General features: G+C 65.9%; 12 protein-coding genes and 1 pseudogene. 7 read left to right on the top strand and 6 right to left on the bottom strand.

The genetic code is table 11. The annotated features are described in order from the left end of the window. Window positions 1-32 precede the first annotated feature (32 nt). Window positions 33-1,397 (top strand): glycoside hydrolase family 32 protein, encoded by a 1,365-nt coding sequence (locus K7W42_RS03895; protein ID WP_224572459.1) that lies wholly within the window; start codon window positions 33-35, stop codon window positions 1,395-1,397. Window positions 1,398-1,518: 121 nt separating this feature from the next. Here the strand turns inward: K7W42_RS03895 and K7W42_RS03890 are convergent, their stop codons facing one another. The 4 genes from K7W42_RS03890 to glyA form a co-directional block, all read right to left on the bottom strand. Continuing rightward, on the bottom strand, window positions 1,519-2,403 hold the full coding sequence (locus K7W42_RS03890) for an RIO1 family regulatory kinase/ATPase domain-containing protein (RefSeq protein ID WP_224572457.1): 885 nt from the start codon (window positions 2,401-2,403) through the stop codon (window positions 1,519-1,521). Window positions 2,404-2,839: 436 nt separating this feature from the next. After that, entirely contained in the window at window positions 2,840-3,787 is a 948-nt protein-coding gene (locus tag K7W42_RS03885) for an ABC transporter substrate-binding protein (RefSeq protein WP_224572455.1), read from the bottom strand. 218 nt (window positions 3,788-4,005) lie between these two features. Continuing rightward, complete coding sequence (locus K7W42_RS03880) at window positions 4,006-5,085, bottom strand: HD domain-containing phosphohydrolase (protein WP_224572453.1); 1,080 nt, start codon at window positions 5,083-5,085, stop codon at window positions 4,006-4,008. An 87-nt stretch (window positions 5,086-5,172) separates the two neighbouring features. Next, window positions 5,173-6,402 carry a serine hydroxymethyltransferase gene (glyA, locus tag K7W42_RS03875; RefSeq protein WP_224572450.1) on the bottom strand — a complete coding sequence of 410 codons (1,230 nt, stop codon included), beginning with the start codon at window positions 6,400-6,402 and terminating at the stop codon, window positions 5,173-5,175. A 228-nt stretch (window positions 6,403-6,630) separates the two neighbouring features. Between glyA and K7W42_RS03870 the strand changes: the two are divergent. Further along, window positions 6,631-6,951 (top strand): annotated as a pseudogene (locus K7W42_RS03870) (DUF6210 family protein); the annotation flags it as partial. Between the two features lie 26 nt (window positions 6,952-6,977). Here K7W42_RS03870 and K7W42_RS03865 read toward each other — a convergent pair. Together K7W42_RS03865 and K7W42_RS03860 are read right to left on the bottom strand one after the other, a co-directional pair. Continuing rightward, window positions 6,978-8,441 (bottom strand): potassium/proton antiporter, encoded by a 1,464-nt coding sequence (locus K7W42_RS03865; RefSeq protein ID WP_157457944.1) that lies wholly within the window; start codon window positions 8,439-8,441, stop codon window positions 6,978-6,980. A gap of 126 nt (window positions 8,442-8,567) precedes the next feature. Next, the gene (locus K7W42_RS03860; protein WP_224572448.1) at window positions 8,568-9,896 is read right to left on the bottom strand and encodes a motility-associated ABC transporter substrate-binding family protein; all 1,329 of its coding nucleotides are present in this window, start codon (window positions 9,894-9,896) and stop codon (window positions 8,568-8,570) included. Window positions 9,897-9,923: 27 nt separating this feature from the next. Here K7W42_RS03860 and K7W42_RS22875 point away from each other — a divergent pair, with 27 nt between their 5' ends. The 5 genes from K7W42_RS22875 (at window position 9,924) to K7W42_RS03840 (ending at window position 12,675) form a co-directional block, all read left to right on the top strand. Then, the gene (locus K7W42_RS22875; protein ID WP_255639020.1) at window positions 9,924-10,058 is read left to right on the top strand and encodes a hypothetical protein; all 135 of its coding nucleotides are present in this window, start codon (window positions 9,924-9,926) and stop codon (window positions 10,056-10,058) included. 73 nt (window positions 10,059-10,131) lie between these two features. Continuing rightward, a complete protein-coding gene (pheS, locus tag K7W42_RS03855) occupies window positions 10,132-11,151 on the top strand; it encodes a phenylalanine--tRNA ligase subunit alpha (RefSeq protein WP_157457942.1) in 1,020 nt (339 codons plus the stop codon). Next, window positions 11,148-11,858, top strand: coding sequence for an aspartate/glutamate racemase family protein (locus K7W42_RS03850; protein WP_224572446.1), 711 nt, complete (start codon window positions 11,148-11,150; stop codon window positions 11,856-11,858). Before pheS ends, K7W42_RS03850 begins: the two co-directional genes overlap by 4 nt. After that, a complete protein-coding gene (locus tag K7W42_RS03845) occupies window positions 11,855-12,253 on the top strand; it encodes an NUDIX hydrolase (RefSeq protein ID WP_224572444.1) in 399 nt (132 codons plus the stop codon). The genes K7W42_RS03850 and K7W42_RS03845 overlap by 4 nt, the downstream gene beginning before the upstream one ends. A 98-nt stretch (window positions 12,254-12,351) precedes the next feature. Beyond that, a complete protein-coding gene (locus tag K7W42_RS03840; protein ID WP_369411319.1) occupies window positions 12,352-12,675 on the top strand; it encodes an endonuclease domain-containing protein in 324 nt (107 codons plus the stop codon). Window positions 12,676-12,677: the final 2 nt, after the last annotated feature.

Genomic DNA, 12,677 nt, shown 5'->3' with positions numbered 1-12,677 from the left:
CGCCCAGTATCGGGGGCGCGGCACAGTAGGGCATGGTTCTGCGCCCCGCTCTGCACTTCACCGCCCGGCAGCACTGGCTCAACGACCCCAATGGCCTGGTGTACGCGGGCGGGCACTATCACCTCTTTTACCAGCACAATCCCCGCGCTAATCACCACGGTTACCTCAGCTGGGGCCACGCCACCAGCCCAGACCTGCTGCACTGGCAAGAGCATGAGGTCGCCCTGCCCTGGCGCCAAGGGCACGACGTGTATTCCGGCAGTGCGGTGGTGGACAGGCACAACACCAGTGGGCTGGGCCAGCCCGGCGACCCGCACCCGCCCGTGGTGGCCATGTACACGGGGAACGGCGACCACCATCAGGCGCAGTATCTGGCGCTCAGCCGCGACGGTGGGGCGCACTGGGCCTTCGTGGGGCCGACCGCAGTGCTGGACGAACACAAACAAGATTTCCGTGACCCCAAGACCTTCTGGCACGCCGCCACCGCGCAGTGGATCAGTGTGGTCGCCCACCCTAACGAGCGCCAGATTGGCGTGTACGGCTCGCCTGACTTGCGCCGCTGGACACGCCTCAGCCTGTTTGGCCCGGCCGGCGCGGTGGCCGGCATCTGGGAAGTGCCGGACCTGTTCGCCTTGCCTAGTGAGGACGGCGACCCTATCTGGGTCATGAAAGTGGACGTGTTTGCCGGTGGCCCGCAGGGCGGCACAGGCGCGCAGTACTGGGTCGGCACCTTTGACGGCGCGGTGTTCACGCCCTCGCAGCCGGCGCGCTGGGCCGACTGGGGCAAGGATTTCTACGCGGCCATCACCTACAGCGACCTGCCGCAGGGGCCAGCGCGCGCGGTCTGGCTGGCCTGGATGAACGCCTGGGATTACGCCAACGACCTGCCCACCCACCCCTGGCGCGGCGCCCTGACCCTGCCGCGAGAACTGGGGTTGGTGCGCAGCGGCGGGCAGTGGGCGCTGATCCAGCAGCCTCTTCGGGAATTGACAGACCTACGTGACCAGGGCCAGCACCTGGACAGCGGGCAGACGTTCTCCTTCTCTGCCGGGCAGGCCCTCGACCTGGCGCTGACCCTGCCCGAGGGCGCCGAGGTGCACTTCCGGTCCGACGCGGGCCAGGAGGCGACCCTGAGTGTTCAGGGCAGCCACTTGCGCCTGACCCGGCCGGCCCCCGCTGGGCTGGACGGCTTTGCTGGCACCTTTATGGCCCCGCTGCCTGCTGGGGCAGAGGGAGAGCTGCGGGTCATCCTCGACACCTGCTCGCTGGAGGTGTTTGCGGCGGGCGGTCAGGTGAGTTTCACCAGTCTGCTGCTGTCGGCCCAGCCCATCACGCGCCTGACGCTCCAGGGCGCCTGGGGGCAGCTCTGGCGGCTCCGGGCCACCCTGTCGGCCTAGCAATACAGACTCCGAGGCTGACAGAGCGGGCAGGAGCCTACTTGGTGCCAGGCGTTCTAGCCAGCAACCACAAAACACGCCGGGCACCTCCATTCCTGGGGTGCCCGGCGGGAAGTGCCGGTCACGGCAGCAGCAAGCGGGGGGTGGGGGCTGGGCCCAGGGCGCGGCGCTGCACCTCGCGGAGCGTTGCGTCGGCGTCGGCCTGAATGCCGTGTTTGCGGAAGCTGGTCACGAGGCTCTGGGCGTCTCTGGCCAGCAGGTCGCGGAAGTGCGGGTTCTGGCGCGTGGTCAGTTGCGGAAAGTCGATGATGGTCACGGTGTCCTCCCACCAGAGAAGGTTGTAGGTGCTGTAATCGCCGTGCGCGTAGCCCAGCCGCAGCAGATCCGCCATGCCCTGAACACTCTGCCGCCAGGCGCTCTGGGCCTGTTCTGGGGTGAGCGGGGCGTCACTGAGGCGCGGGGCGATGTCGTCTTCGATGCCCACAAGGCGCATCAGGACGGCGGGAACGGTCTGGGCGTAGTCGTAAGGGTGAGGCCCCACCAGGGGTTCGGGGACGGGCAGACCGGCCTGCCACAGTTGCCATAGACGGGCGTATTCAGCGTTGACCCAGTCATGCTGGAGCATCTCCAGGCCTTTGCGGGTGCGGCCTTCCATGGCCCGCTTGGCGCGCACGTCCAGAATCACCTGGCCCGCGCGGTACACGCTGTCGTCCTTGAATGAACGGGCTTCGAGGTCGCGGTAGAGCTTCAGAAGAACGCTGCCTCTGGGACCGCGCGCCACGTAGGCTGTGGCTTCCTTGCCGCTTTTCAGCTCGGCAACGACTTCGGTGATATGCCCGAGGTCTTGCAGGCGGCGAATGATGTCGTCCTGAACGTCGATGTCGTCGGTGCTGGTCAGGTGGGCCAGTTGGCGGCGCCCGAGCGGCTTCTTTTTGCTCCGGCGGCGCGGGGCTTCAGGGTGGTCATCCCAGAAGTCTTCTGAGGCGTGGTGCCACTGGGCGCTCATGGGCGCCCGCTGCGGTTATGGTCGTGTGGGCCGCCCGAAGGCAGAGGTGGCCAGACGTGGTTGTTCAAAATCACTCCTGTTGGCAGGAACAAAGACTCCGTGTGCGCGGGCGGTCTTGATGTCAGTGATGTTGGTCATAGGCAGCACCTCCTTTCGGTGATGGCGGTAGCGTAGCAGGCAAAAGCGGCCCCTGTCACGAAGAACTGGGCGGCTAGGCCATCACGCCTAGCACGCCTGGCCGATGTCAAAACGGAACCCAGAGCGGGTGAAGACCCCTCGCCCACCCGCTCTGGAGCGAACGGGGTGAGTCTTTGGAATGGGCGGGGGCGCCAACGAACTTGAGGTGGTTGTTTGCCCCGCAGTGGATCTGGCAGGCGCGGCCAGAACAGCCAAAAAGAGGCCGCGTCCAGCTGGACGCGGCCTCTGAACAAGACACTTATTTCAGGGTTTTGCTGATAAAGGCGTTGGTGTAGTAGTCGCTGGCCTTTGCCCCCGCTGGCAGTTTGCCCTGCTTCACCAGCGCCGCCACCGCCTTGGTCCAGGCGGCCGGATTCATGGCGCCCAGGCCCGCCGTCTGGGTATACGGCCCGGTCATCAGCGGCGTGCTGGCCCGCAGTACGTCCAGGCTGCCGCTGGCACCAAACACAGGCTGGGCCAGCTTGAAGGCGCGCGCAGGGTCCGCCACCGTGAACTTCAGGCCGCGCTGGGCGGCGCGCACCACCTTTTTGGCCAGGTCCCCTTGCAGGCTCTTGCCGCTGCCGATCAGCCCCACACCGACCATCGGGTAGGCCCCCGAAATATCCAGGGTATACACGCGTTTGCCACTGGTGCGGGCCAGTTGCAACACGTCGTTGTTGGCGTAGCCCACCGCCGCGTCTACCCGCCCAGCGCGCACGGCGTCCACCTGTGTAAAGCCGATGTTGGCCAGGCGCACGTCCCGGCCTTCGGTCAGATTGGCACTGTCCAGGAGGGCCTGAAGCGCATGGTACGAGCTGCCAAAAGGCCCAGGCAGCCCCACGGCCTTGCCCTTCAGGTCGGCGGCGCTGTTCAGCGGCGAGAGGCTGAAGACGGTGACCGGGTTTTTCTGGTACATGGTCATGATGTACCGCACGTCGGCGCCCTGGTTGCGCGCAAAAATGGCGTCCTCGGGGTCGCCCACCACGAAATCCAGTTTGCCCTGGAGCAGCAGGGGCAGCAGCTGCGAGACGTACCCGTGCTGGTAGGTCACCTTCAGGCCTTCAGCGCCGAAATAGCCCAGCTTGTCGGCCACGTAAAAGGGCGTGAACTGCACGTCGGGGTTGTAGCCCAGGCCAATGGTCACCGTGCGCTGCGCGGCGGCGGTGGTGGCCAGCAGGCCCAGCAGCAGGAAGGCGGCGCGTTTCATGAGGGCGAGTATAGGCGGGCCGGGTGACGCGTCTGTGACGTGAGGGGGGAAGTGGGTTGTGGGCAGTGGGGAGTGGGAAAAGAGGGGACGTGGCCAGGCAGGTGCCGCCTTCTCTGCGAGGTGACCGGGAGAGAAGGCGAAGTTCCCCCGGTGCGGAACTCACAGAGCGGCAAAGAATATCCTCTCCAGCCCTTCCTGGTGGTGTGTGGTCGGGCCCTTCACGCCTGGACGCGGTGCAGGACGCCGGTCAGGGCGCGGACCACATGCGGGTCAAAGTGGGTGCCGCTGGCGGCCTGCACAAAGTTCAGGGCGTCGTTGGCCGTCCAGGCGGCCTTGTAGGTGCGCGCGCTGGTCAGGGCGTCAAACACGTCGCATACGGCGAAAATGCGCGCCGTCAGCGGAATCGCCTCGCCGCGCACGCCCTGGGGGTAGCCGGTGCCGTCCCAGCGTTCATGGTGGGCCGCAATGACATTCAGGGCCTCGCCGGGGAGGAAAGGCAGTTGCCGGGCCAGATTGACGCCTTCTTCCACATGGGTGCGCATGCGGTCGCGCATGTCACCGGTCAGGGGGCCGGGGCAGTGCAGGATCTCGTCGGGCAGGCTCAGCTTGCCGATGTCGTGCAGGTAGGCGCCCCAGCGCAGGGCGCACAGGTCGCCCTCGGCCAGGGACAGCGCCTGGCCCACTTCTACAGCCAGGCGGGTCACGCGGTCGGTGTGGCCGTGGGTCTCGGCGCTGCGGGCTTCCAGGCACAGGCCCAGGGCCCGCAGGGCGTGTTCATGGGCTTCGCGCTCACGTTCCTCGGCGTCCAGGCGCGCCGCCAGCAGGGCCATGACGCCCGTGACGCTGCGCACCAGCGCCTGCTCGGGGGGGCGCCACTGTTGCGGGGTAGAGGCCAGCAGCAGCAGCGCGCCGATCAGCCCCCCGCTCCGGTCATGAATGGGCGCCGCAATCAGCGAGCACACGCCGGGAAAGGCGAAGGTGCGCGCCGCCGGATGACTGCGCACGTCGGCAATAAACACAGGTTCAGGCGAGCGCCGCAGGGCGCCCAGCAGCGGCAATTGCGGCGACAGCCCCCGTGGGTGCAGGCCAGGTGGCAGGCGGCCACTGGCGGTGCGGGCGCGGTACACGTTGTCCGGCGCCCACCACTGGTAATAACCGGCCCCCTGGGCGCCAGTGTGTGTGACCAGGGCGTCCAGCACCGGCTGCATGGCGCTGCCCAGGTCCGGCGCCGTCAGCCCCAACCGCGTGAGCCGTAAGGTCAGCTCCGCGAAGTCGCCGGTGACGTCGGCCGCAGTCATGGTGCTGTTCACTATGACACATTGAAGAAAACTTCACAAAAAGGGGGCGGGGCCCTGAGACCCCACCCCCTCTCTAGTCGGCGCCGCTCAGGGCAGAGGAAAGCCGCCAGCGAAAGCGTGAACCTCGGCCTGCACGTCCTCGCCAGCCAGGGCGCGGTGAATCAGGTCCGCCACGCGCGGCATATGCTCTTCGGTCATGCCGCGCGTGGTCACAGCGGGCGTGCCGATGCGGATGCCGCCGCCGTGCAGGATTTTTTCGGTGTCGTAGGGCAGGGTGGACTTGGAAATCGTGATGTGGTTGGCGTCCAGCCGCTTGGTGGCCTTGGTGCCGTTCAGCCCCTGAGGACGCAGGTCCAGCACCAGCAGGTGATTGTCGGTGCCGCCCGAGACCACGCGGTAGCCGAGGTCCTGAAAGGCAGCGGCGAGTGCCTGCGCGTTCTTGATGATCTGCGCGGCGTAGGTCTTGAATTCGGGCGTCAGCGCTTCGCCAAAGGCCACTGCCTTGGCGGCGATGACGTGCTCCAGCGGGCCGCCCTGGTAGCCCGGGAAGACGGCGCGGTCAATCTTGGCGCCCAACTCGGGGTCGTTGCTGAGGATAATGCCGCCGCGTGGCCCGCGCAGGGTCTTGTGGGTGGTGCTGGCAACCACATGGGCGTGGGGCAGCGCGTTGGGATGCAGCCCCGCTGCAATCAGGCCCGCAATGTGGGCCACATCGGCAAACAGAATGGCGCCCACTTCGTCGGCAATGTCTCGGAAGGCGGCAAAGTCGATGGTGCGGCTGTAAGCGCTGGCCCCGGCAATGATCATCTTGGGCTGGTGCTCGTGGGCCAGGCGGCGCACTTCTTCCATATCAATCAGCTCGGTCTCGGGGTTGACCTTGTAGCCCACAATCTTGTAGCGCAGGCCCGAAAAGTTCACGGGGTTGCCGTGGGTCAGGTGCCCGCCGTGCGACAGGTCCATGCCCAGCACCGTGCTGCCCGGTTCAATCAGGGCGTTGTACACGGCCAGGTTGGCGCTGCTGCCCGAGTGCGGCTGCACGTTCGCCCACGCGGCGCCGAACAGTTCCTTGACGCGATCAATGGCCAGCTGCTCAATGCGGTCCACGACCTCACAGCCGCCGTACCAGCGTTTGCCGGGATAGCCCTCGGCGTACTTGTTGGTCACGATGCTGCCCTGAGCCTCGCGCACCGCCGCCGAGGTGAAGTTCTCACTGGCGATCAGTTCCAGGCCCAGCCGCTGACGCTCGGCTTCCTGGGCAATCAGGTCGAAGACGGCCGTGTCGCGCGGCTGGGCAGGGGGCTGGGCGGTGCTGGTCATAGGGTCACGGTAACACCGCCGCCCAGAGAGACCGGGCGGCGTGTCTTTGCAGGGCAGACGTGGGCGGGGGTGGATTGAAAAAGCAGAACTGCCTGGACAGGATGACTGAGCGTGAAGAACGAACTGGCCTATATCTTTCTTGACCCAGACGGCACTGAGGGTTCTGGCGCCACCGTTGTGGTGCAGGCGCCGACAGGCGTGACGTACGCCAGTTAGGTCGGTGGGCATACCAATGAGGAACGAAGCGTTGAGGGCTTTGCTGTCCCGGTTTTTAATCCTCAGCATGTGCAGGCGCTGGTGCGAATGTTTGGGCGCTACCACGGCAATCCGCTTTATCGGGGTACGCCGTTCAACGGGTGGATGGAAAAAGATTTAAATGACCTCTCCGATATCGTGGCCCAGATTCCGCTCTGGCGCACCACCAGGGCTGGCGATGAGCGGGCATTCCTGGCCTTCGACCGAACCCGCCTGGATGAGCTGACCGAAGCCTGGATTCCAGTGCTGACCGCTTACGGCCCAGGCATTCTGATTCACGAGAACTGTGACTGATACGCGAGGGGGAAAAGGCCCAGGATTTACGTTGACGTGCCCAGCGTCCCTCGTACCTCCTGCAATTCCTCATCACCCGCCAGCACCAGCACGCTGTCGCCGGCTAGCAGTTCGGTGGCCCCCTTGGGAATCAGGAATTCGCCCGCGCGGTGAATCAGAATCACCAGGGCCTCGGGCGGCAGGTGCAGGTCCACGATGCGCGCGCCGTCGGCGCGGCTGCCGTGCATTACCTCCACCTCGACCATCTCGTTTTTGTTATGGCCGGTGGGGGTGTAGGAAATCGGGTAGGTGGCGCGCGCCGGAATCTCCTCGCGCACCCGCAGCCAGCGCGCCACCAGGGTCAGGGTCGTGCCCTGAAGCAGCACGCTGGTCAGCACGATAAAAAACACGATGTTAAAGAGGGTCTGCGCCTGCGGCACCTCGGCCAGCAGCGGAAAAGTGGCCAGCACAATTGGCACCGCGCCGCGCAGGCCCACCCAGGCCACCATGCTTTTCTCGTTCAGCGGCATCCTGGCGTTGGCCAGCCCCAGGTAGACGCTGACTGGCCGCGCCACGAAGACCAGCACCAGCGCGCAGGCCAGCGCCAGCCCGGCGGTGGGCAGCAGTTCGCTGGGGCTGACGAGCAGGCCCAGGGTCAGGAACATGCCCACCTGCATCAGCCACGAGAGGCCGTCGTGAAAGTTAATCAGCGAGCGCTTGTGAATAAAGTCGGCGTTGCCCAGAATGACGCCCGCAATGTAGATGGCCAGAAAGCCGCTGCCGCCCGCCACCGCTGTGCCCGCAAAGATGGTGAGCGCCAGCGCCAGGGTCAGCACCGAGTACAGGCCTTCAAACTGCAGCTGCACGCGGTTGAGCAGCCACAGGGCGCCGCGCCCCAGCACCAACCCGAAGACAGCGCCCAGCACCATCTCTTCTAGAAACAGAGGCGCGATGCTCAGGACGCCGCGCTCAGGGTGGGCGATGAGTTCCAGAATGCCCACCGTCAGGAAGACGGCCATCGGGTCATTGCCGCCCGACTCGAATTCCAGCAGGGGGTCGATGTCGCCCTTGAGGCCCAGGTTGCGTTCCTTGAGGACCGAAAAGACGGCGCTGGCGTCCGTGCTGCTGACGATGGCGCCCAGCAGCCACGCGGTCAGCCAGGAAAAGCCGAAGGCGTAGTGGGTAAAGGCCGCCATGACCCCGGCCGTCACCAGCACGCCCACCGTGGCGAGACTCAGGCCGCGCTTGACCACCGGCTTGGTTTTGGCCCAGTTGGTGTCCAGGCCCCCCTGAAACAGGATGAAACACAGCGCCACCGTGCCTACGGCCTGCGCCAGCCCGTAATCCTGAAACTGGATGCCCAGGCCGTCGTTGCCAAACAGCATGCCCACGCCCAGAAACAGCAGCAGCCCCGGAATGCCCAGGCGGCCCCCCAGGCGGCTGACCACCAGGCTGATGATGAGCAGCACCCCGGCAGCCAGCAGGTAGGCTTCGGCGTGAACCTCACCCATGCGGGTGACCCGGACAGGTGGGCGGGATCGTAAACACACTCATAGCGGCATGGTGGCATGCGTCTGGGCGCTCAAAAAGAACGCGGCCCCCCAGGACAGAGGGCCGCCCAGAAAGTTTAAGGTTTCTTAAAGGTCGCCGGCCAGCCAGCGCACCACGTTCTTGCCGAGCGCCGCGTTGCTCAGGTTGGGCCAGTTGTTGTACTGGCCGGTGCTGCCATCGGAGTACGTGTTGTCGCCAAAGGTGCTGCTGTCGCCCCACATGGCGACCCGCCCCGCGCCGACACTGTTCACGGCCAGGTAGGTTTTGCCGCCTGCACCCATCAGCGCGGTGCCTGCCCGCACGTCTACGCTGGTCCCCACGTACACCCCCGCGCTGCTCACCCCGTTCAGGATGGGGTGCGAGGTGGTCGGCGTGGCTGTATACACCGGATCGCTGAAACTGGAGTTGAACGACGCGCCCAGGCCAAACAGGGTGTCGGCGTCCAGGCTCTTCTGAAAGGTGCTCGCCACACTGGCGGGCGTGCTGCCGTCCCAGCCGTTAAAGACTTCTGGGCTGTCCCAGCCGTTGTTGTTGCGGTCGCTGGTGCGGTGGTCAGTAATCAGGAACAGCCCACCGCCGCCCTGCACGAACGCCTGAATGGCCGCGCGTTCGCTGTCGCTGAACGGGTTTTGCGGCTCAGGAATAACCAGTACCGAGGCACCAGCAAGGTTAGTCGAGGTGATGGCGCTGCCCGTCACCGACGCCACCGTGTAGCCCAGGCCCCGCAGGGCGCCCGCATAGTCGCTGTAGGCCCCGTCAATGCGCCAGTCGGCGTTGCCCGCGTCCTCGGCCTTGGTGAGGTCAAACAGGACTTTCTTGCCGGTGCCGCCCCCGGTGCCCCCGCCGTTTGCCGTGCCGGGCGTGGCCGCCTGCACCTTGAAGTCGGCGCTGTTCGCCCCGGTGTCCTGGCCGTCCGGCACGCGGGCCAGCGCTTTGCCGGCCCCGGTGGTGGGGGCCGGGCTGCCCTCGCCCCGGCCCGCGCTGGGGCTGCCGTAGGCCAGGGCGTCCACCACGGCGCCGCCCCTGAGCAGGCGCAGGCTGCCGCTGCCATTGTTGAGGTCGGCGCCTGCATCTATCATCGTGCGGCCCGGCACCGTGCTGTCCTGCGCTACCACAGAGTACCCGCTGGCTGGAATGCTGCCCGAGAGGGTGATGGTCCGGTACTGCGTGCCCGCCGTGTCGAAGGCCGCCAGGCTGTAGCCGCTCAGGCTCTTGCCCGCAGGCCCTTTCAGTTCGATGAAGGTGCCCGTATCGGTACCCGGTGCGTCGAAGTAGACCTCGTTGAGGACAGGTTCGCCGGCCGCCGCCAGCGGGGCCAGGGCCGGCCCGGTGGGGGCGCGGCCACACGCCGACAGGACCATAGCTAGGGACGCCAGCAGCACAAGGCCGCGCCGAAGAGGCAGATTGGATTGCATCGGACCTCTATTCTCAGGGTGAATGTAATGAGTGTGTCATTTGGCGGGTTGGGTCAGCCCGGCGGTTTCTTCATGCACGCCCTATCTGCTACCCTGGGCGGCATGACACCCCTGGCTGGTCCACGTTCGCCGTTTTTCGGCCCTGGGGTGGTGCTGACCTGAGCCCCAGGTCCAGCGCGTCACCCCGCCCGCACCCATGCGAGGCGGGGTTTTTCTTTGGTCCGCAGGAGGACACATGCAGCACGAAGCCGTGAGTGAGATTGCCGCCGCCGCCAGCCTGGACGTTTTGCAGGCGGTCAAGACGAAGTACGTGGGCAAAAGTGGTCTGGTCACGAAGGAACTGGGCACCCTGGGCAAATTGCCCCCCGAGGAGCGCAAGGCCCGTGGGGCCGAAATCAACGCGGTGCGCCAGGCGATTCAGGCCGCGCTGGATGAGCGCGAGGCGACCCTGAAGCGCGAGGCGCTGGACGCCAAACTGGCCAGCGAGGCCATTGACGTGACCCTGCCGGGCCTGCCGCTGCCAGCAGGTGGCCTGCATCCGATTAACCGCGTGTACGACGACCTCGTGAACATCTACGAGCGGCTGGGGTACACGGTGGTCGAAGGCCCGGAGGTCGAAGACGAGCACCACAACTTCGAGGCGCTGAATGTGCCCTGGTATCACCCCGCGCGCGACCTGCAAGACACCTTCTGGCTGGAAGACGGCCGCCTGCTGCGCACCCACACCAGCCCCATGCAGATTCGCTACATGGTGGACCACGAGCCGGACCTGAAAATCGTGGTGCGCGGGAAGGTCTACCGTTACGAGGCCACCGACGCCACCCACGAGAGCATGTTTCACCAGCTTGAAGGGTTGGTGGTTGGGGACAACATCAGCATGGCCGACCTGAAAGGCACGATTGCCGAGATGGCGCGCGGCCTCTACGGCGCGGGCGCCAAAGTGCGCTTTCAGCCCAGCTATTACCCCTTCGTGGAGCCGGGCGCCGACTTTGCCGTGTACTGGGACAACCCGCGCGGCGAGAGCAAATGGCTGGAGCTGGGCGGCTGCGGCATGGTTCACCCGAATGTGTTTAAGGCGGTGGATGATCTGCGCGAGGCGGCCGGCAAGCCGCGCGTGTACGAGGGCAAGACCGGCTTCGCCTTTGGCCTGGGCCCCGAGCGCATTGCCATGCTGAAGTACAAGATTCCCGATATTCGGTATTTCTACGCGAACGATCCGAGGGTGATTGGACAGTTCCGGGGGGAACTGGGGTGAGTGCCGAGCGCCTCTTGGGTGTCCTGGGCGGCATGAGCTGGACCAGCACCGCCGAGTATTACCGCCAGATCAACGCCGCGTATGCTGGGCGCCGGGGCGGCCTGCATTCGGCGCCCCTGCTGATTCACTCCTTTGACTTCGCGCGGGTGGTGGCCCTGCAACAAGCTGCCGCCTGGGACGAGGCCGCCGAGCTCCTGGGCAACGCCGCCCAGGGCTTGCAGGCGGCCGGTGCGGGCGCTCTGCTCATTGCCACGAACACCATGCATCTGGTGGCGCCGCAACTGGAGGCCCGACTGGAGATACCGCTGCTGCATATCGTGGACAGTACGGGCGCGGCTCTGAAAGCGGCGGGCATTGAGCGGGTGGGGCTGCTGGCGACGGCCTTCACGATGGAACAGCCTTTCTACAAGGATCGCTTGCGCGAGAAGTTCGGGATTGAAACGCTGGTGCCCGAGGCCCCCCAGCGCGCCGAGGTTCACCGCGTCATCTTCGACGAACTGTGCCGCAACGACATCCGTGCCGATTCCCGCGAGCGCTACCGCGCGGTGATGGCCGACCTGGCCGCTCAGGGGGCGCAGGGCATCATCCTGGGCTGCACCGAGATTCCGTTACTGGTCGGTCCTGAGGACTCACCTGTGCCCACCTTTGACATCACCGCCCTCCATGCTCAGGCGGCGGTGGAGTGGCTTTTGGGAGGTGCGTCGTGAGACCCCGTTCCGTGGGCATCCTCCTCAACGACCAGGGGCAAGTGCTGCTGATGCTCCGCCGCAAAGAAGGCCGTGTGTATGCCACCCTGCCCGGCGGCGGCATTGAAGGCGACGAGACCCCCGCCGAAGCCTGCGTTCGCGAGATGCTGGAAGAGGTGAACCTGACGGTTCAGGTGGAGCGCGAAGTGCTGGTTCTAGAGAATCTGGGCAACCGCGAACACTACTTTCTGGTGACCTGGCAGGGCGGCGAGATGCGTCTGGGCGACGGCCCCGAGGGTGTGCGCCACAGCGAAGCCAACTCGTATGAACCTGCCTGGGTCAGCAGGCAGGAACTGAACGCCGTAAATCTGGTACCCCAGCAGGTGCGGGGGCTGGTTCGGGGGCTGGCGGGGTGACGCGGCGTGCGCCCCCTCCCCAACCCTCCCCCCTGAAGGGGGAGGGAGTCAAAAGATCTGGCGGCGGTTCTTGGGAATGTACCAGTCCTTCAACAGAAATAGCTCGTACTCTCCGGCGGCGCATGACCCCAGAGGAACTGCTGCTCTGGCAAAAATTGCGCCGCAAAGCATTAGGTGTCAGTTTCCGCCGGCAGGAACCAATGGGCCGGTACGTCGCCGATTTCGTCTGCTATGAACGCCAGTTGGTGATTGAACTGGACGGCAGCCAGCACCTGAACAGCCCTGAAGATCAGGCCAGAGATGCCGACATGCTGGCCCATGGTTTCCTGACCCTGCGCTTCTGGAACAACGAAGTCCGCACCAATCTGCCCAGCGTACTGGAACGAATTCAGACGGCTCTGAACGACCGCACACCAAGCTAAGG

This window comes from Deinococcus betulae (assembly GCF_020166395.1).
Lineage (GTDB): Bacteria > Deinococcota > Deinococci > Deinococcales > Deinococcaceae > Deinococcus > Deinococcus betulae.
This window is presented reverse-complemented; position numbering and strand designations above follow the sequence as displayed.

What these genes read in the sequence shown, in the direction of transcription:
- K7W42_RS03895 (WP_224572459.1), top strand. Translation starts at nt 33, where the DNA reads ATGGTTCTGCGCCCCGCTCTGCACTTCACCGCCCGGCAGCACTGGCTC.
- K7W42_RS03890 (WP_224572457.1), bottom strand. Translation starts at nt 2,403, where the DNA reads ATGAGCGCCCAGTGGCACCACGCCTCAGAAGACTTCTGGGATGACCAC.
- K7W42_RS03885 (WP_224572455.1), bottom strand. Translation starts at nt 3,787, where the DNA reads ATGAAACGCGCCGCCTTCCTGCTGCTGGGCCTGCTGGCCACCACCGCC.
- K7W42_RS03880 (WP_224572453.1), bottom strand. Translation starts at nt 5,085, where the DNA reads ATGACTGCGGCCGACGTCACCGGCGACTTCGCGGAGCTGACCTTACGG.
- glyA (WP_224572450.1), bottom strand. Translation starts at nt 6,402, where the DNA reads ATGACCAGCACCGCCCAGCCCCCTGCCCAGCCGCGCGACACGGCCGTC.
- K7W42_RS03865 (WP_157457944.1), bottom strand. Translation starts at nt 8,441, where the DNA reads ATGGGTGAGGTTCACGCCGAAGCCTACCTGCTGGCTGCCGGGGTGCTG.
- K7W42_RS03860 (WP_224572448.1), bottom strand. Translation starts at nt 9,896, where the DNA reads ATGCAATCCAATCTGCCTCTTCGGCGCGGCCTTGTGCTGCTGGCGTCC.
- K7W42_RS22875 (WP_255639020.1), top strand. Translation starts at nt 9,924, where the DNA reads ATGAGTGTGTCATTTGGCGGGTTGGGTCAGCCCGGCGGTTTCTTCATG.
- pheS (WP_157457942.1), top strand. Translation starts at nt 10,132, where the DNA reads ATGCAGCACGAAGCCGTGAGTGAGATTGCCGCCGCCGCCAGCCTGGAC.